The organism is Clostridium sp. KNHs205, from assembly GCF_000702945.1.
GTDB lineage: Bacteria > Bacillota > Clostridia > Lachnospirales > Lachnospiraceae > Anaerocolumna.
Genome location: NZ_JNLE01000003.1, coordinates 4,620,418 through 4,640,000, shown reverse-complemented (window position 1 = coordinate 4,640,000; position 19,583 = coordinate 4,620,418). Strand labels below are relative to the sequence as shown.

Sequence of the window (19,583 nt, the reverse complement as noted above, 5' to 3'; positions counted from 1 at the left end):
CGTGGAGGGATAAGAAGAGAGAATGCCGGAATGAGTAGCGAGATGAAAGTGAGAATCTTTCAGGCCGAATATCTAAGGTTTCCAGAGTAAAGCTGATCTGCTCTGGGTAAGTCGGGACCTAAGGCGAGGTCGAAAGACGTAGTCGATGGACAACAGGTTGAGATTCCTGTACCTTATAAAAACAGAACTGTGGGGACGCAGAGACAAAGTCAGAGCCGGGTGAGGAATACCCGGTACAAGCGAGGTACCAGTGGAGCAGGAAAATCCGTTCCACAATGGGAAGACGTGATGTGGACCGAAATATAAGTAGGGAAGCTGATGGAGGCACTGCCAAGAAAAGCCGCTATTGTTTTTTATAAGCCCGTACCGTAAACCGACACAGGTGGATGAGGAGAGAATCCTAAGGCCGACGGGAGAAGCATTGTTAAGGAACTCGGCAAAATGACCCCGTAACTTCGGGAGAAGGGGTGCCTGTAGAAATACAGGCCGCAGAGAATTGGCCCAAGCAACTGTTTAGCAAAAACACAGGTCTATGCAAAACCGTAAGGTGAAGTATATGGGCTGACGCCTGCCCGGTGCTGGAAGGTTAAGGGGAGATGTTAGGGGTAACCCGAAGCGTTGAACTTAAGCCCCAGTAAACGGCGGCCGTAACTATAACGGTCCTAAGGTAGCGAAATTCCTTGTCGGGTAAGTTCCGACCCGCACGAAAGGCGTAATGATTTGGGCACTGTCTCGACAATGCACCCGGTGAAATTGAAATACCAGTGAAGATGCTGGTTACCTGCGCCAGGACGGAAAGACCCCATGGAGCTTTACTCTAGCTTGATACTGGGATTCGGTATTGCATGCACAGGATAGGTGGGAGGCTAAGAAGCGGTGACTCCGGTTGCCGCAGAGCCGTTGTTGGGATACCACCCTTGCAGTACTGGGTTTCTAACATGTGCCCGTGATCCGGGCAGTGGACAATGTCAGGTGGGGAGTTTGACTGGGGCGGTCGCCTCCGAAAGGGTATCGGAGGCGCTCAAAGGTCCTCTCAGGATGGACGGAAACCATCCGAAGAGTGCAAAGGCATAAGAGGGCTTGACTGCGACACCGACGGGTGGAGCAGGTACGAAAGTAGGACTTAGTGATCCGGTGGTATAAAGTGGGATTGCCATCGCTCAACGGATAAAAGCTACCCTGGGGATAACAGGCTTATCACTCCCAAGAGTTCACATCGACGGAGTGGTTTGGCACCTCGATGTCGGCTCATCGCATCCTGGGGCTGTATTAGGTCCCAAGGGTTGGGCTGTTCGCCCATTAAAGCGGTACGCGAGCTGGGTTCAGAACGTCGTGAGACAGTTCGGTCCCTATCCGGCGCGGGCGTAGGATATTTGAGAGGAGCTGACCTTAGTACGAGAGGACCGGGTTGGACTGACCTCTGGTGTATCGGTTGCACTGCCAAGTGCATGGCCGAGTAGCCAAGTCGGGACGGGATAAACGCTGAAGGCATCTAAGCGTGAAGCCCCCCTTAAGATAAGATATCCCATGCGAATGCAGTAAGACCCCTGAAAGACGATCAGGTGGATAGGTTAGAGGTGGAAGTGCAGTAATGCATGCAGCTGACTAATACTAATAGGTCGAGGGCTTGACCTAAGATTAGATGGAATCAAAAAGTGTGTAGTTTTGAAGATACAATTTATATTAAAAAGTTGTATTAAAACAATAAATTTGTTTTAATACAACTTTTTTGTTGTCTAGTAGAGATTATTTTAGCTGGATCAAAATTTCTTGTTATTATCTACCAAAGTTATAATCTTCTTTAGCAGAAGGCTTTTTACACTTGTTTATTTAAGGTCATTAAGTGTAATATATTAGAAAAGATCACAAAAGCGAGGGGATTATTATAATGGGGATAATGACTATTGAAGAAAAAATGAAATTAGTTATTGATTTGGCTGAAGAAGGTATGAAACAAGGAGAACTACCTATTGCTTCAATAATTTACTCTGGTAATGATATCATAGCGCAGGCTTACACTACTGAGAATGCATCTGGAAGATATTTAGTACATGCAGAATTACAGGCTTTATTAGTAATGGATAGTTTAAAATATTCATATAAAGTCCGAAGAGAGATGCAGCTATTTACCAACCTGGAACCCTGCATGATGTGTTTAGGTGCAATAATGCATTCATTTGTTGGTGAAATATATTATTCCATAGAATCTCCTACGGACGGCGGAGTGGTGTGGATGGAAAAAACATGGGCTGATTATCATACGGAATATTCCTTTAAACCTCCTGTTGTATATAAAGGTATCTTAGAGAAAGAAAGTAGGAATTTATTTAAGCGATATATAGATATCAATCCTTCCGGCCGTCTTCATGATTGGGTTAAAACACTAATCGGATAATATCTTGCGATTGACTTAAGCTGTCTAAAATATCTAAAATACATAAGATCATCTGTTACTTTACCGGATAAAAATACTACTTTCCAATAAATGTAAATTAAAGTATAATGTAATTACTACACATATAGATAAACCCCAACCGTTGCTTGTTTGTCTATATAGTAGTAATAAGAAGAGAGGTATATATAATTATTGGAGGTGGATGCATGAACAGAAAGAAATTAACAGCAATAATGACAGTGTTGGCATTGCTGATAACTGGAGTGAGTTTTTATGCACCAAGTGAAAAGGCAAATGCTTATGGTAATCTGATTTATGATGATTTTGAAGACAGCTTAGACGGTTGGGGTCCAAGAGGCTCAGATGCTGAAGTGGTAGCTTTAAGTTCAGAAGAGGCTTATTCAGGGGAGAGCAGCCTTAAAGTATCAAATCGGACAAATACCTGGCACGGAGCAACATGTGACAAAACAAATGATCTTACACTTGGTGAAACCTATGTATTTGGAATTTGGTTAAAATATGTAGGAAATGCTTATGCAAGTACATACAAATTTAACCTTCAACTGCAATATAATGATGGTGTCAGTGATCAATACAAAACTATAAAATCTGCCACTGTAAATAAAGGAAGCTGGACCTATCTGGAGGGTGAATATACAATACCGACGGATGCAACCAATGTGTTTATTTATGTAGAGTCTGAATATAAGACATCTGCGGGGGCTCAGGATTTAATGGATTTCTATGTGGACGATTTTAAAGCAACACCAGCAGTCCTGCCTGAGATTGAGAAAAATATAGCTAGTCTTAAAGATGTATTTGCACCATATTTTGGTATTGGTGCAGCTGCAACAGCAAACGAAATAGCCCCGGCTCCAGCAAAAGAGCTGGTTAAGAAACATTATAATCTTTTAACCATAGGAAATGAATTAAAACCAGATGCTGTATTGGATTACAATGCTACAATAGCTTATATGAATGATAATCCCGGTGATCAGGTAAATCCACAGGTAAATCTGAGAGCGGCAAGAACGTTGCTTGAATTTGCGAGAGATAATAACATACCGGTAAGAGGACATACCCTGGTATGGCATGCTCAGACTCCGGATTGGTTCTTTAAGGAGAATTATTCAACAGCAACGGATGCATCATGGGCTTCTAAGGAAGTTATGCTGTCAAGACTTGAGAACTATATTAAGAATCTTATGAACCTGATTAAAGCAACCTATCCTACAGTGAAATTTTATGCCTGGGATGTTGTAAATGAGGCAGTAGATCCTAATACTGCTACGGGTATGAGAAATCCTGGTTCCAATAATACAACTTCAGGTAATTCTCCCTGGATGCAAACAGTTGGATCAGATTTTATCGTAAAAGCTTTTGAATATGCAAGGAAATATGCTCCCGCAGGCTGCAAACTATTTTACAATGATTATAACGAATATGAATCTAAGAAGAGCAGCTTTATATTTGATATCTTAAAAGACTTGAGAGAAAAAAATCTGGTTGACGGTATGGGAATGCAATCTCACTGGACTATGGATTATCCAAGTCTTAGTATGTTTGAAACCGCTGCAAGGAAATATAATACCTTAGGAATTGAATTACAACTTACTGAACTGGACATCAAACAACCGGACGGAAGTAGTACGGCTCTGACAAATCAGGCAGCCCGTTATAAACTGTTGATTGATAAAGTGGTTAATCTTAAGAAAGAAGGATTAAATATAACAGCAGTAATTTTCTGGGGAATTACTGATGCAACCAGCTGGCTTGGCGGTTATCCTTTATTGTTTGATGCGACATATAAGGCAAAACCTGCATTTTATTCTATAATTAAGGATTGGGATACAGGGGTAACAGCTACCCCGACATCTACCCCAACAGTCACCCCAACAGTCACTCCAACAGTTACTCCGACAGTTACCCCAACAAGTACGCCGACTGTTACGCCGACAGTAACCCCGACGGTTACACCAACAGGGGAACCGGTAGTGGGAATTCCCGTAGTTGAGGTAAGCACAGCTAATAATGGAAATTATATAAGCCAGAAATATACGGTATCCGCTACACAAGGTACCATTGATGTTTCTAAAGTATCAATAACTTTTACTGGAACAGGCATGAGTGACAAGGAGCAAAATTTTTGGTGTGATCATGCTGCACTAAAATTATCTGTTTCACCTTTCTATAAATCCTTGAATGGTTACGTGACGGGTAATATAAGTAATAAGGTATTGACCATAAGTATCAGTAAGAGTGAAGAATTGGCTGCAGGTACTGGAAATCTATCTATTGAAATACGCTTTGCCAAGACGGATTGGTCAACCTATGATGCAATCACAAATCAGGTATTAAAGGTTTACTATAATGGAAAATTAGTTGAGTAACTGTTAATAAGTTTAGAGTATTGGTTGAAATGTTAATAATTAGGAGAAAATAGAGCCTGTAGACAGTATAGTTTTCTGTGTACAGGCTCTTCTTGGGTTTCAATATATAAAAAATGAATATAAGTAACAGTGTTCCCACTATATAGGTAATTAACACTATTTGTATAATAAGTTTGAATTTTGTAGAAATTTATACTATAATATGATTATCCATATCGGAGAAAGTAAATTACAACGTAAGGGAAAGAGCTTAAGGGAGGAATAATAATGGAAACTGGAGTTTTGTTGGAAAGCGGAACTAACGAGTTGGAAATACTAGAGTTTAAAATCGGTGATAACTTTTATGGAATAAATGTGGCAAAGGTTAGAGAAATATTACCATACCAAAAACCCACACCAATCCCCAATGCCCACCCCTATCTGGAAGGTATCTTTATGCCAAGAGAAGATATCATTACTCTGATTGATCTGTCTAAAGCTCTTCATGCCCCTGAGATGAATAATATAGAAGGGCATATGAATATTATTACTAATTTCAATAAATTAAACATAGCTTTTCATGTTCACGGTGTTGTCGGTATTCACCGTGTTTCCTGGGAGGATATCAATAAACCGGATCAGACTATAAATGCTTCTGCAACCGGTATTTTAAAATGGAATAATAAGCTGATTGTTATTCTGGATTTTGAAAGAATCATAACAGATATTAACCCTGAAACAGGCTTAAAGATGTCTGATATTACTCACCTTGATAAACGTGAAAGAAATGACATACCCATTATGGTGGTGGAAGATTCACCTTTACTAGGCAAGTTAATTAGTGAGTTCCTTGCTAAGGCTGGCTATTCAAATATTTTAATGAAGGAAAATGGTGCAGAAGCCTGGGAGGCAATCCAAAATTTCAAAAATGATGGAATATTAAATGACAAGGCCAGATGTATCATTACAGATATAGAAATGCCCCAAATGGACGGGCATCATCTTACTAAACTGATAAAATCAGATAAAGATTTAAAACATTTGCCTGTCATCATATTTTCATCCCTGATCAATGCCGAAATGAGAGTAAAAGGCAGTTCAGTGGGAGCAGATGCACAGATTACCAAACCGGAGATTGGGACACTAATTGAAGTAATTGATGGTTTAGTGAGCAAATAGTCGGGGTTTAGAAATTTAAGTTTCTTGCCGATATTAATGTTATGAGAACCTTTACGCAAGGTACAGCCTGATTAATCAGAGAATATTGTAGCATGAGAAAGGCCTAATTATACATGAAGGATGAGAAAGATATATTTAACAATAATGGGGATTCAAAAAAAGATGAATTAAATAATGATGATATCTTCAGCCGATTAGATGACAATTCTGAGATGGAAGATGCGGACGATGATCTTCTGGCTTTATTGGACATGATATCTGCCCAGGATGAGATGCAAAAAGGCGGTAATAGTGATTATGCCTCTTCCAAGGAGCCTCCTAAAAAGCCAGCCCAAGAGGAAGAACCTATCTTTTCATTAGATGATTTTGACCTGGAAACTAGCGGTTTGGATATGGCTGGTATGGATACTTTCGAGCCGGAGCCGGAAAATGAGACAGTCGATAGCTTTGAAGCAGATAAGATTCTTACAGCACAAGAGCTAAAATCAGAAACCAAAGAAAAAAGTCTTGATAATATGGGAGATGTATTTTCTGATGCATTAAGTGCCATGGATCGTTTGGAGGATGAAGAACTTCCTGTTACAGAGACTGCTGAGACTGAGAAGAAACCTGGTTTCTTTCAAAGGCTTTTTGGAAAAGCAGACAAAAAAGACAAATCAGCTATAAAAGAAGACTCAAAACTATCAAAAGAGGATAAGAAGAAGGCTAAAGCAAAAGAAAAGGAAGCTGCCAAAAAGAAAGCAGCGAAGGAAAAGGCTGAGAAGGCCAAAGCTGCCAAAGCTCAGGCTAAGAAGCCGGAACCGGAACCCTTATCTCCAGAAGAGAAAGCAAAGCAAGAAAAAGCAAAAGAAGCAAAAGCTAAAAAGGCAGCTGCTAAAGCTGATAAGAAAAAAGCGGCAGATGCAAAAAAAGTTGAGAAGAAAAAGGCTGCCACTGATAAAGCAGCTATAAAAGCAGAGAAGAAGAAAGCCAAAGCCGAACTAAATCCGCCTGATCCGGAGGATAATATTAAACTAAATCCTCTCGGTATTGTGTTTATAATGACTTTCTTTATACTCATTGCAGGGGTTGTAATAATAGGAACGAATACTTACTCTTATAATCTGGGAATAAAGAATGCCAGTATCAGCTACTCCAGAGGCAGATATATGGAAGCATATAATAGTATCTATGGCCTTAATGTCAAAGAGAAAGATGCCGCAACATATGATAAAATCATAACGACTATGTATGTATATAAGCAATTAAATTCCTATTACAATTATACGGAACTTCAGAAAAAACCGGAAGCATTGGATTCCTTGCTGAAAGGACTTAACAGATATGATACGCATATTGAGCACGCAACTGAGCTTGGTATAGAAAAGAACCTGGGTTCTATTAAGAAGCTGATCCTAAAGGAACTAAAGGAGAATTATGGGATGACAGAAAAACAAGCAAAATCATTAAATGCTATTTCTGATCATACAAAGTATAGTCTGGAAGTAATTAATTTAGCAAGTGATAAAAAATAACATATTAATAGAATGTATTCTTTTTAATAAAATGTATTCTTTATTTATTAGTAAATGCCATGAGCTGCTTAAATGTAGCACATGGCATTTGTTAATAATTATTACACTTCAGATATTGAGCCTTATACAAATATGCACCAGCGAACTCCAAATTTATCAATTATATCTGCCATAAGCGGACTATAATCACATTTGCTCAACGGATAAAGAATCTTTGCTCCAACTTTGATTGAAGCATAAATTTTTTGAACAATAGCTTCCTTTCTCTCCCCAAAGTGCAAGCAGAACATCATAGTATTGCCTGAAACAGTATTTACTTCATTTAATTCGCTCACTGCTATTATTTGGCCAAAAACATCCAGCTCAGAGTGCATTAATGTTCCGTCTGAATTATAATAGCTACATATTAACTCAGCATCAAATACATTTTTATAAAACTCAAGAGCCTGATTACTTCTCTTAACAAAAACCTGCATCATAGACCTGTACATTAATCTTCCCCCGATAATTTAAATGTAAAATTGAATTTCCTCTGTGTTTTAATTTATATTGGATTATTTATTTACATGTGTAATTACAAAAAAAAGATACATGTGGATGATATATATTATAGATTAGATCTTATCATTATATCAATATTTTTATTCTTATATAAGAAAGCTTTTAATAAACTTGACATATTAAGATGGGATTGATAATATAAGAATAAATATGTATATACATGTAAAAATAAATATAAATTATTAATTGATGAGCAACATTATTATACTTATTTAATTAATTCTCTTTGAGCTAAATATATATGAATAAATACTAAAGAGAACTGACTGAATCACAAAAAGTGCGAATCAGATTAATTTTCAAATATATATGTATATACATGAAAAATGAAACTAATTGATAAGGAGAGGAAGTTGATGAATCAATCCCAATAAAACAGGAATTCAAGTAAAATCAGAATAGTAGAAGCGACATAAGTAAGTAGAATACCAAAGAAGAAAAAGGCCGTGATACAAGGAGTAGATAAAAAATACAGAGATAAAAGGCAGAGATAAATGACAGAGATAAAAGACGAAGATACCAAACAAAGACAAAAGGCCATGATACAAGGAGGAGAAAAAAATATAGAGATAAAAGGCAGAGATAAATGACAGAGATAAAAGACGAAGATATCAGACGAAGATACCAGACAAAGACAAAAAAGACCATGATACAAGGAGGAGAAAACGGCAGAGATAAAAGATGAAGATACCAGACAAAGACAAAAGGCCATAAAAAAGGTGGTAATAATAGACGAAAATACCAGGCAAAGATAATAGGAAAATATAAAGGACAAAGATTGTAGACTGAGAAACTAACAAAAAGGAAAGGTGTTAATATGTATAGTATAGAACAGTTAATAGAGCAGAAAGCATTAAACTTAGGTTTTGAAAAATGCGGTATCATCTCAACGGACCGAATGAAGGGTTATAATGAGAAGTTTAAGGAACGGTTGGATAAAGTAAAAGAATCTGAGCCCTTTTATGAGGGGCAGAAAAGACTACTTAAATTTCAATCTGATTATCCTTGGGCAAAATCCATTATTGTTATCACTATACCTTATTCAAAATATAACGTGCCGGAGGAATTAGAAGGTCATATCGGTAAGTCCTATCTTTATGACATAAGAATAGATGAGAATTCAGACGAAAATAAAAATCGTAATGAATTCGAAAGGTTTATGGAGTCACTTGGGTTGAAAATAGCAGCAAATCATAAATTCGGTATAGTAGGTATGAGATGGGCTGCTTTGGAGGCCGGGCTTGGTGTCATAAGAAGAAACAATTTCTTTTACTCAGAGTCTGGTTCCTGGGTTCATCTTGAAGCTTGGATTACGGACAGAGAAATGGAACTGTGTCATGTAACAGATATTAAACCCTGTCCCTCTGGATGTAACCGCTGCGTAAATGCCTGCCCTACAAAATCATTAACAGAGGGGTATACCATGAACCCACTGAAATGTATATCATTTCTTACGACCTTTGGTGGGAGGAATCTTCACACTGAACCCCTGGCAGAGCAGTTTGGAGAATGTATTTATGGATGTGATATATGTCAGGACGTCTGCCCGATGAACCACAAGAAATGGAAGGGAGGGAAAAGCTTCAACGGTTTGGCTGAATTAGCCTCGTCACTTACTGCAGAAGGTATTATGAATATGAAGGAAGACTTTTACAGGAATAGGATTCAACCTAAATTCTTCTACCTGACTGCTGAGGAACTATGGAAATGGCAGGTAAATGTCTTGAACTTCATGAATAATCAGTATAAGGAAGGTTACAGGGAGCTGATTATAAAAGCCTGCAATAGTGAATATGAAAAAGTAAGAGAAATGGCTGAGTATATCTGTAGGAAGCGGAGACTGACAATTGATAATGGTGTTGACATGGACTGATATCTATTTTAAGATAAGAATGTCTATAATTAATGACCATTAGTATATACTCAATAATATATGCCAAATAATACATGCCAAATAATACATGCTAAATAATATATGCCAAATAATATATGCCAAATAATATATGCTAAATAATATATGCCAAATAATATATGCCAAATAATACATGTCAAATAATATATGCCAAATAATATATGCCAAATAATACATGTCAAATAATATATGCCAGATAATACATGCCCAATATAATACATTACCATTATTAATGACCCAATAATACATTACTATTAATATTACCGTAGTGTTTTCATTAATTAGTAGGAGCAAAGAAATGAATAAAATAACTGACAATAATTTTAAATTGCATGAGTGTGCATGCCGAAACCTCCGAATGACCACCAGAGTGATAACACAATATTATGATAAAGCCTTACAGCCGGCAGGAATTAAATCTGCTCAATATTCCTTATTAAATGACATATCAGATAAAGAAGAAGGGATATCGGTAAACGAACTAGCAGAACATGCCATGATGGATCAGACAACAGTTACCCGGAATATAGAGCTGCTTCGCAGGAATGGATTGGTTAAAGTTGAAACAGAAGAAAAGGACTCCAGAAAAAAAAGGATTACAGTAAGTACGGAAGGGAAAGCTGTACTGGCAGCTGCATTGCCATTGTGGAAAGAGGCCCAGGCAGAATTGGAGCAGACTGTTGGAATAGAGGAATACGAAAACTTTCTTAAAACCCTGTCTGTTCTAAAGAAGATGAAGTGAGCCTATACCTTAGAATGCATAAAATTTCTTTTGGACTTGTATTTATGAATATGCTATTATAGAATCATGACTATATTAGTTAATTAATAAAAGAGCTGATCAGAAGAACATTCACGGAAAGGACAAAGACATGATAGCTATCATTGATTATGATGCAGGCAATTTAAAGAGTGTGGAAAAGGCTCTGCAATACCTGGGAGAAGAAACAGTAGTAACAAGGGACAAAGAGGTAATATTGGCAGCGGACAAAGTTATCTTACCTGGTGTAGGAGCTTTTGGCGATGCTATGAAAAAACTTCATTATTTTCATCTGGTGGATGTTATCAAAGAGGCAGCAGCCAGTGGTAAACCTTTCCTTGGTATCTGTCTGGGACTTCAGCTGATGTTTGAGTCCAGTGAAGAAGCACCGGGTGTTGAAGGCTTAGGTATTTTAAAGGGGAAGGTAGTACTGATACCGGACACACCTGGCCTTAAGATTCCTCATATGGGATGGAATTCTCTTGAGGTAAATACTAAAACAAGATTGTTTAAGGGCATCGAACAGCAATCCTATGTATATTTTGTGCACTCTTTTTATCTGAAGGCAGAAGTAGAAGCGGAAGTGGCTGCAGCTACTGAATACGGCGTTCATATTCATGCAGCAGTGGAAAAGGGCAATATCTTTGCCTGCCAATTCCATCCTGAAAAAAGCGGTGAAGTCGGACTTAAAATACTGAAAAATTTTGCAGGAATATAGGAGGCCAGAATGTATACTAAACGAATAATCCCGTGTCTGGATGTACATAACGGACGAGTTGTAAAAGGTATTAATTTTGTAAATTTAAGAGATGCTGGTGACCCGGTGGAAATTGGGAAGGCATATGATAAAGCAGGTGCTGACGAGCTGGTGTTTTTGGATATAACAGCTTCTTCGGATGCAAGGGATATAAAGCTTGATATGGTAAGAAGAGTGGCTGAGACTGTCTTTATTCCTTTTACTGTAGGTGGTGGAATCAGAAGTATAGAAGATTTTAAAGCAATTCTAAGAGAAGGCGCTGATAAAATAGCAGTAAACACAGCAGCCATCCTAAACCCCAATCTTATTTCAGAAGCTGCGGAGAAGTTCGGGCGTCAGTGTGTGGTAGTTGCAATGGATGCAAAAAAAAGGCCGGATGGCTCAGGCTGGAATATCTATAAAAACGGTGGCAGAGTAGATATGGGCATTGATGCGGTTGAGTGGGCTATGCAGGCGGATAAGCTTGGAGCAGGAGAGATTCTGTTAACCAGTATGGATTGTGACGGAACCAAAGATGGTTATGATTTAGAGCTTACCAGAATTATCTCTGATAATGTATCTATTCCGGTTATAGCATCCGGAGGAGCAGGAAAGAAAGAACATTTTCTGGAAGCATTAACAAAGGGAAAAGCAGATGCTGTATTAGCAGCATCACTGTTTCATTATAAAGAGCTGGAAATCAGAGATTTAAAAGATTATCTGGCAGAAAACGATATAAGTGTCAGAAGGGACTAAAGATATGAGTGGAATTACAAATGACTGGCTTAAGGCTATTGGCGGAGAATTTCAGAAACCTTATTATTCTAATCTATACCGCTTTGTGAAAGAAGAATATGGATGTTACGAAATATTTCCCAAGTCAGAGGATATTTTCAATGCATTTCATCTTACTCCTTTAAGTGAAGTAAAGGTGGTTATACTGGGACAGGATCCCTACCATAATGTCAATCAGGCCCACGGACTGTGTTTTTCCGTTAAGCCGGAAGTTGATATACCGCCTTCACTCCTTAACATCTATAAGGAACTCCAGGATGATATGGGACTAAACGTTCCTAATAACGGATATTTGGTAAAGTGGGCAAGTCAGGGTGTGCTAATGCTGAATACTGTTCTGACTGTAAGGGCACATCAGGCCAACTCACATCAGGGCAGAGGCTGGGAGGAATTTACCGATGCTGTAATTCATGCTGTAAACGCAGAAAACAGGCCTATTGTATTCCTTCTTTGGGGAAGACCGGCTGGACTAAAGAAATCCATGCTGACTAATCCAAAACATCTAATATTAGAAGCACCCCATCCAAGTCCACTTTCCGCTTACAGAGGTTTCTTTGGTTGTAAGCATTTTAGTAAGACCAACGACTTCTTAAAGGCGAATGGGCTTGCTGCAATTGACTGGCAGATTGAAGATGTTTAATTAAAGATAAGCTACATAAAGGAATCAGGCTGAAATAATAGATATGCTAGCTCTATGAAAACGATACTACATAAAGTACATATAGCAAACGAAATATATTTACAAAGGCTCTCCAATGTCAGTAATGCCATTGAAGAGCCTTCTTATGTTATTGCATTTTTCTCTGCTCATAGAAAAGGTTGTCTTCAACTATCAGGTCTGCCATTGAAAGCACCACCATGTACTTAAGCGCTTTTGTAAGAGTACTCATAAGACTATTGAGACAAAAAAGAAAGAAAACCCCTCCCCTCATGAAGGATGGGGAAGGGTAGTAGAGTCCAGCGTAGACATTTTAATCAGAATGTTGTGAAATAGTTATATGCTGCTAAGATAAAATAAGGTTTATTGAGGAAGGTTTATGCAGATATAAAATACAATTAAACCGCCAGATCTCTCTTTGCATAAAACTTATAAGTACCCCAAATGATAAAAACTGAAAGAAGCAGCGTCAGGACAACAATAATAATGTTTAACCCATTCCCATTAATTATTTCCGGATAGCTGAAATATTTAAAGGGAGAAAGGATATTAAGAAAGTTTAAGCTGTCTGTCAAATCTGTAATCTTAGCAACAAAATATGCGGCTATTACCATACCGGAGGCAATGGAACCGGTTGCCTTTGTTTTCTTTTTTATTGATGCTAAAAGAGCACCAAAGGCTAAGAATAGGACCTGGAGTATCAGCATACTGATTAACAGCCAGACTATAACTGGTGTAATCTCACTTCCGCCGTCAAAGGAAGCAACAATAAGCAGAGAAGAAATCAAAGTTACTGCATTTAAGACAAGAAGATTAATTGCTGCGCTTAGAAGCTTTGCCGTAAGGATAGCTTTTCTTGACACCGGTTTAGCCATTAAAAACTCAGTTGTTTTGTCTCTTTCTTCTTTTGCAATGATACTGTTTCCGAGTAAAACGGCATGAATAGCCAGAGTTATTGCAATATAGGTAAAAAGAAAGGCATAGAATCCGCTCAGGGTCTTTACATCAAAGGAAGAAAAACCAAACAAAGCTTTCATAGTATGGGGCATCTTATCAAAAATATCACTGCTATCACCGCCGGCTGTGTAAGCCGTATACTTACCCATGCCGCTTATTACCAATAATGCCATGGATATACTCCAGATAAGCAGTGATTTACGATTGGATTTCATTTCGTGTTTAAATATATTCATATCTGCTCCTTTCACCATTCCATCAGCTGACAGCATGGATATCCTTTCTTACAAATAAAATATAACTGACAGTAATGGATATTACTGTTACAGCTAACCCCGTTAAGAAATAGGACAATTCATAACTTCTGTTCTGGATAATGTATACAATATCAAAGTACTTAAAGGGGGTAAAATAACGCACGATATTTCCATGTTCACCGGTTGTAAGTAAGGAACCTGCCAGGTATAAGCCAAAAACGATACCTAAAGACAGTGGTAATACTGTTTTGAGTTTTCGAAAGAAAACAGAAATAACAAGTCCCAGGGAAAAGAAAATTATCTGAACGGACAGTAGTGTTAAATTTATCAAAAGAAATGTTCCGAATTCAAAATCTTCTTGTTTTACTAAAGTAGCCAGGAGGAAAGAACTACCAAAAAATACCGTATTTGTTATTATCAGCAGCAGAAAGGCGGCAGTTAGCTTAGCAGTTATGACAGTGGTTCTGGATATTGGTTTCACAAAGAGAAAATCAGCAGTTCTTTCTCTTGATTCCTTTGTAAGCAGAGAAAGCCCCAGATTCATAGCTTGAATAGCACCACCTAATAAAACAAAGGAAAAGATCATGGAATAATAACCAAATAGGGAGGTCAGATAATCAATCTGGATTCCCAGCATCTCACGTATGGTAGGTGAATAATTTGCAAGCAGGTTTTTGTATTCCTCGCCGTCCTGTGCGATTAGTGGAAACATGGACAAGTAAAGAGCAGCCAGGGCAATCAGTGAAAGAATCCAGATAATTGTACTCTTTCGCTGGCTTTTTAACTCAAAACCTATAATATTCATATTTTTAATCCTCCTTTGCATAATAATGCAGAAAGATTTCTTCCAGATCCGGTTCGGTAATGGATATGTTCCTAAGGTCCAGTTCTGCTATTTTCCTTAAAATATCATTCAGATTACCCTTAAATATAAAGTCTGCAGTATTTTCTTTCACCTTGAGATCATTGATACCGGGCACTTTGAAGCCACCTAAATCCATTGTTGTTCTGGCCTCCAGGTGAACTCTCTTATAGCTGTTTTCTGAAAGACTGCTCATCTTCTCGAGTTTAATAAGCTTACCGTCTTTAATAAAAGCTACACGACTGCACAATCTCTGAACTTCACTTAAAATATGGGAAGAAAAGAAGATGGTAGCTCCCTTTTTATTTTCTTCTTCCATCAGCTCAAAGAATTTCTGCTGCATCAGAGGGTCAAGGCCGCTGGTTGGTTCATCCAGGATAATCAGCTTTGGTTCGTGGAGAAGACCCTGTACGATTCCGACTTTTTTCTTATTCCCAAAGGAAAGATCCTCTATTTTCTTCTTAAGATCCAAATCCATGATCTTAGCAAGCTCCTGGATTCTTTTGCTGCAGTCTTTTTTATAAAAACTGGCTGAATATTCAAGCAAATCAATGACTTTCATATTATCATAATAGAATACTTCAGAAGGAAGATAACCCAGTTCTTTTCTTACTTCAGGATTCGCAGTGCAGTTCTTTCCGAAAATAGCTGCGGTTCCAGAATCAGGATAGATAAGACCTAAAAGGGTTCTGATGGTAGTTGATTTGCCGGCTCCGTTTGGTCCGATAAAGCCGAATATCTCGCCTTCCGTAACCTGGAAGGATACATCCCTGATCCCTCTGGAATTGCCATAGCTTTTTGTTAAATTATTAATTTCTATAACATTCATAATTACCTCCTCTTTCCCCGTTATAACGGAAGAAATCTAATATAAGAAGCCTGATGGGCTTACTGAAAAATTAATGGCAGAAAGCGATAATTGCCTATTAAGGTATAAAATGATAGAATTACTGAAATGTTATAATCAGAACAGGTAACCAACGTAATTCTACTTATATAAATTTGCTTTCAGTATATCCATGCATCTGTAATACTCCTGGCAGCGGGCTTCTAAATCTGCATAATTATTCGTTGAGAACTCTTTTGCAAAACCCTCAGCCATCCAGATAAGCATTTTCATAACTAGCTTAACGTCAACATCTTCTTTGAATTTCGAAATATCCATATTCTCAAATGCTATATGGTTCCGGTAAATCTCGCCTTCTGCCAAAATTAGTTTTATATCATTTCTGACTGCAGGGTCTTCTTCAAAATAGATATTTGTTAAAAAGGCTGGTATGGCTGCATATTGCTTCATTACCGCAATCTTAACATCAGAAGCTAAAATTATACGGTCAAAAAAATCTGTAACGCTCTCATCAAAATTAGATTTGATTTCGTTTATCAGAAGATCACTGCAAAATCGAACCAGGTAAAGATACATATCTTTTTTTGTCCCAAAGTAGTGAAAAACCATTGCCTTTGAAATACCAGCTTCAGCGGCAATATCGCTTACAGATGCTTTTTTATAAGTGTGTGCGCCAAATACTTTTAAAGCCGCCTCTAGGATTTTCTGCTGCTTTTCCTCTGGCAGATTCGTGAAATTCTCCATCGTTAACCTCGTTATATCTGTAATATAGTAAAATTATTAGTAGCGTTCCACCGATTCAGTTAATATTGTTATAGTTCCGTAAACCGATTCGGTTAATGCTATTATAGTTCTATAAACCGATTCGGTCAATAGGAAAAATTAAATATTTTATAAATTTTGTACTTGACAAATCAAAAAATGCTCCCTATAATAGCCTTAATTTCATACAAACAAAAAGCTGTGATAAGAAGAAGTAATAATCAGTAATCCATACAGAAAGCAACCGGTTGATGAGAGGTGCATGGCAATCTGAATATGAATACATCTTTGAGCTGCGCACCGAACAATTAAAGTAGGCTGCGACGTAACCTGCACACGTTATCGTGCTAGAGTATAACCCATCATGAATGGAGTACTCGAAGAGGTAAGCAATGTGAATTGTTTATAAATTAAAGGTGGTAACACGGGATATATGCTCTCGTCCTTTTTAGAAGGATGTGGGCTTTTTTTACGTTCTGGGAAAGTTTTTTTATAAACAGTGCTTATCTCATAAATATTAAATGAGAAAGGACAGAAAAAATGATATCCGTTGAAGAGCAGATGAAAATCATAGCCAAAGGGGCTAAAGAAATCGTAGGAGAGGAGGATTTAAGGAATAAGCTAAAGAGAGCAGTAGAGCAGAATAAGGGACTTACAATAAAACTTGGACTTGACCCCAGTGCTCCGGACATTCACCTGGGACATAGTGTAGTACTGCGTAAGATCAGGCAGATGCAGGATATGGGGCATAAGGCTGTAATCGTCATTGGTGATTTTACCGGAAGAATCGGGGACCCTACCGGCAAATCCAAAGGCAGAGCGGCACTAAGTGAAGAAGAAGTTAAAGAGAATGCCAGAACCTATACGGATCAGATATTTGAAATCATGGACCGAGAAAAGACTGAAGTGGTATTTAACAGCAGCTGGCTGAAAGAACTTAATTTTGAAGAAGTCATACGTCTGGCCTCCTCTGTAACAGTTGCAAGGATATTGGAACGGGATGACTTTACAGAAAGATATAAGAACAATATTCCAATCGGGCTTCATGAATTTTTCTATCCCCTCATGCAGGCATATGATTCTGTTGCTCTGAATGCGGATATTGAAATAGGAGGAACTGATCAGACCTTCAACATTCTTATGGGACGAAGCCTTTTAAAGTGGAGGGGCAAGGAACCTCAGGCTGCTGTCTTTCTTCCTATTCTGGAAGGACTTGACGGGGTGGAGAAGATGAGTAAGAGCCTCGGCAACTACATCGGTATTCATGAAGATGCCAGAGTTATGTTTAAGAAAGTAATGGAAGTGCCGGATGATTTGATTATCAGATACTTTGAACTTGTTACAGATGAACATCCGGACAGGATAGCAGCGCTGCAGGAAGAGTTGGAGAAAGGAGCTAATCCAAGAGATATCAAATACGAGCTTGCAAGGGTAATAACAACCCTCTATCACAGAGACAAGGCGGCAGAGGCCGAAACCTATTATCTGGAAGCTTTTCATAAAAAAGGCATACCGGATCAGATCCCTGAACTGACCATAGAGCTTGATAAAGATACCCTTGCAGGTGTCATTCCCTTACTTGTGCAGGGAAAATATGTACAGAGCGGCAGTGAATTCAGAAGACTGTTGTCGCAGGGAGGCATTTCTATAAATGGTGAGCTACTTACCACCCAGGAACTTGATAGAGTTCTGGCTTGCCAGGATGTTTTAAAAATAGGTAAAAAGAAGTTTCTTCGGATCGTTAAATAACAAACTGCCATTCTTCCAAAAATAAAAGAGTGTTGATCAGTTGTGTAAATAAGATATCTGATGGGGTGTTAAGTAAGGTTTTAGCCTTTGAAAGGCGATAGCGGATAGTATTCTGATGCTGGAACATTTCCATGGAAGCAGCTTTTATATCCCAGTTACATTTGTTTAAGGTCCTTAAGGTTCCTGTAAGATCTGAATGGTTTTCGGTATCATGGCGGTTTAGCTTATCCATTAGTGTATGATAGTATTCCATGGCAGATTTATTCTCTGTCAGAGGCAGCAGGAAATGATACAATCCCAAGGCTGAGCTTAACATCTCTGGCACCCCTGTGAAACGGGCGGTAAGAGCAGAGTAGATGCTTTTTCGAATACTCAGGTCTAACTGATCCAAGGGATGATAAGTGTCACAGATACCGGTATAATATTGCTCCCTGTCAATGTACAGGGAGTTAAGCAAATAGGACAAGGCTTTCTCAGCCTGAGAATAGATAGGTGCTTTGTCATAATAGTAAATGAGCAGAAACCCTTTTTTGTATTTTGCTAAGAAGTAAGGCGGCAGGGTGGGGTTCTTCCCTCTTTGATACTGAAGTTGATTAAAGGTACGAAATATTTGATTCTCTCCTTCCGGTTCTTTCCGAAGCAAATATAAAGTGGCAGTATTTGCTCCGAGATCAGTGCTCAGCTCCTTGGCATGGGAGAGGACCTCAGGGGGAGTTAAAGAGGTGTTGAGAAGCTTTTGTATTTTTTCTTCATGATAATAATACCTTTGCTTTGACTTTATGTAGTCGTATACATTAATAACAATATCCTCCATGTACACATCGGAAAATAGAAAGACTGGTATATTTCTCTCTTCTGCAAGACGGATACAGGCAGGAGGCAATTCCTTAAAATAGACAGTCTTTACACCAATTCCGGATACATCACGTTCCATCAGATGTTGAAAAGCATCATAAATATAATCTATATGGTCTTTCGCAAAAAACAGAGAGGTTAGTACAAAGTCCCCTTTGTTAAAATCATTATAATTATTTTCGATACTTTCATATTCCAATATAACTACATTGGATATTGTCTTAGTCAGCCCTTCTTCCCCTGCAATAAGGTTAAATCTATCAAATATATTAAGGTGAAGTAATTCAGATAATTGTATCATATCATATGACCTTTCTGGGGAATGTTTGATAATTACCTGTGCTTGGGGTTTATCTATCTGGAGGCGGTAATGACCAAAAAACCATATTATATAATAATTCTTATGTGTTCTATT

The 19,583-nt window shown here is 38.1% G+C and carries 16 protein-coding genes, 1 rRNA gene and 1 other annotated feature (1 of these 18 running past the window's edge); of the genes, 11 read left to right on the top strand and 6 right to left on the bottom strand.

Going from position 1 to position 19,583, the window contains the following annotated elements; genetic code table 11:
• The 5 genes from BR73_RS0119285 to BR73_RS27650 form a co-directional block, all read left to right on the top strand.
• Nucleotides 1-1,635 (top strand): 23S ribosomal RNA (locus tag BR73_RS0119285) (it extends 1,275 nt beyond the left edge of the window).
• Between the two features lie 253 nt (nucleotides 1,636-1,888).
• Nucleotides 1,889-2,395, top strand: a complete 507-nt coding sequence (locus BR73_RS0119280) for a deaminase (RefSeq protein ID WP_051685330.1) — start codon at nucleotides 1,889-1,891, stop codon at nucleotides 2,393-2,395.
• A gap of 206 nt (nucleotides 2,396-2,601) precedes the next feature.
• Nucleotides 2,602-4,785 carry an endo-1,4-beta-xylanase gene (locus BR73_RS0119275; RefSeq protein WP_051685329.1) on the top strand — a complete coding sequence of 728 codons (2,184 nt, stop codon included), beginning with the start codon at nucleotides 2,602-2,604 and terminating at the stop codon, nucleotides 4,783-4,785.
• 267 nt (nucleotides 4,786-5,052) lie between these two features.
• Nucleotides 5,053-5,943: a chemotaxis protein gene (locus tag BR73_RS0119270; protein ID WP_033166872.1), complete on the top strand. Its 891-nt coding sequence runs from the start codon at nucleotides 5,053-5,055 to the stop codon at nucleotides 5,941-5,943.
• A gap of 113 nt (nucleotides 5,944-6,056) precedes the next feature.
• Nucleotides 6,057-7,457, top strand: coding sequence for a hypothetical protein (locus BR73_RS27650; RefSeq protein WP_051685328.1), 1,401 nt, complete (start codon nucleotides 6,057-6,059; stop codon nucleotides 7,455-7,457).
• Nucleotides 7,458-7,579: 122 nt separating this feature from the next.
• Here BR73_RS27650 and BR73_RS0119260 read toward each other — a convergent pair whose 3' ends face one another.
• The gene (locus BR73_RS0119260; RefSeq protein WP_033166871.1) at nucleotides 7,580-7,948 is read right to left on the bottom strand and encodes a VOC family protein; all 369 of its coding nucleotides are present in this window, start codon (nucleotides 7,946-7,948) and stop codon (nucleotides 7,580-7,582) included.
• 887 nt (nucleotides 7,949-8,835) lie between these two features.
• Between BR73_RS0119260 and BR73_RS0119255 the strand changes: the two genes are divergently transcribed.
• The 5 genes from BR73_RS0119255 (at nucleotide 8,836) to ung (ending at nucleotide 12,861) form a co-directional block, all read left to right on the top strand.
• Nucleotides 8,836-9,891 (top strand): epoxyqueuosine reductase, encoded by a 1,056-nt coding sequence (locus tag BR73_RS0119255; protein ID WP_033166870.1) that lies wholly within the window; start codon nucleotides 8,836-8,838, stop codon nucleotides 9,889-9,891.
• A 337-nt stretch (nucleotides 9,892-10,228) separates the two neighbouring features.
• A complete protein-coding gene (locus tag BR73_RS0119250) occupies nucleotides 10,229-10,672 on the top strand; it encodes a MarR family winged helix-turn-helix transcriptional regulator (RefSeq protein ID WP_033166869.1) in 444 nt (147 codons plus the stop codon).
• Between the two features lie 130 nt (nucleotides 10,673-10,802).
• Nucleotides 10,803-11,408 (top strand): imidazole glycerol phosphate synthase subunit HisH, encoded by a 606-nt coding sequence (gene hisH / locus BR73_RS0119245; RefSeq protein ID WP_033166868.1) that lies wholly within the window; start codon nucleotides 10,803-10,805, stop codon nucleotides 11,406-11,408.
• Between the two features lie 9 nt (nucleotides 11,409-11,417).
• Entirely contained in the window at nucleotides 11,418-12,182 is a 765-nt protein-coding gene (hisF, locus tag BR73_RS0119240) for an imidazole glycerol phosphate synthase subunit HisF (protein WP_033166867.1), read from the top strand.
• Nucleotides 12,183-12,186: 4 nt separating this feature from the next.
• Nucleotides 12,187-12,861 (top strand): uracil-DNA glycosylase, encoded by a 675-nt coding sequence (ung, locus tag BR73_RS0119235; RefSeq protein WP_033166866.1) that lies wholly within the window; start codon nucleotides 12,187-12,189, stop codon nucleotides 12,859-12,861.
• A 416-nt stretch (nucleotides 12,862-13,277) separates the two neighbouring features.
• Here ung and BR73_RS0119230 read toward each other — a convergent pair whose 3' ends face one another.
• The 4 genes from BR73_RS0119230 to BR73_RS0119215 form a co-directional block, all read right to left on the bottom strand.
• Nucleotides 13,278-14,072 (bottom strand): ABC transporter permease subunit, encoded by a 795-nt coding sequence (locus BR73_RS0119230; protein ID WP_033167645.1) that lies wholly within the window; start codon nucleotides 14,070-14,072, stop codon nucleotides 13,278-13,280.
• A gap of 22 nt (nucleotides 14,073-14,094) precedes the next feature.
• The gene (locus BR73_RS0119225) at nucleotides 14,095-14,898 is read right to left on the bottom strand and encodes an ABC transporter permease subunit (protein ID WP_033166865.1); all 804 of its coding nucleotides are present in this window, start codon (nucleotides 14,896-14,898) and stop codon (nucleotides 14,095-14,097) included.
• A 4-nt stretch (nucleotides 14,899-14,902) separates the two neighbouring features.
• Nucleotides 14,903-15,784, bottom strand: coding sequence for an ABC transporter ATP-binding protein (locus BR73_RS0119220; RefSeq protein WP_033166864.1), 882 nt, complete (start codon nucleotides 15,782-15,784; stop codon nucleotides 14,903-14,905).
• A 159-nt stretch (nucleotides 15,785-15,943) separates the two neighbouring features.
• A complete protein-coding gene (locus BR73_RS0119215; protein WP_033166863.1) occupies nucleotides 15,944-16,546 on the bottom strand; it encodes a TetR/AcrR family transcriptional regulator in 603 nt (200 codons plus the stop codon).
• A 210-nt stretch (nucleotides 16,547-16,756) separates the two neighbouring features.
• Nucleotides 16,757-17,014 (top strand) — a binding site (T-box leader).
• Between the two features lie 90 nt (nucleotides 17,015-17,104).
• Here BR73_RS0119215 and tyrS point away from each other — a divergent pair.
• Nucleotides 17,105-18,313 (top strand): tyrosine--tRNA ligase, encoded by a 1,209-nt coding sequence (gene tyrS, locus BR73_RS0119210; RefSeq protein WP_033166862.1) that lies wholly within the window; start codon nucleotides 17,105-17,107, stop codon nucleotides 18,311-18,313.
• On the opposite strand, the gene BR73_RS0119205 is transcribed toward tyrS, so the two are convergent.
• On the bottom strand, nucleotides 18,306-19,469 hold the full coding sequence (locus BR73_RS0119205; RefSeq protein ID WP_033166861.1) for a PucR family transcriptional regulator: 1,164 nt from the start codon (nucleotides 19,467-19,469) through the stop codon (nucleotides 18,306-18,308). The two genes, tyrS and BR73_RS0119205, sit on opposite strands and share 8 nt — an antisense overlap.
• Nucleotides 19,470-19,583 lie beyond the last annotated feature (114 nt).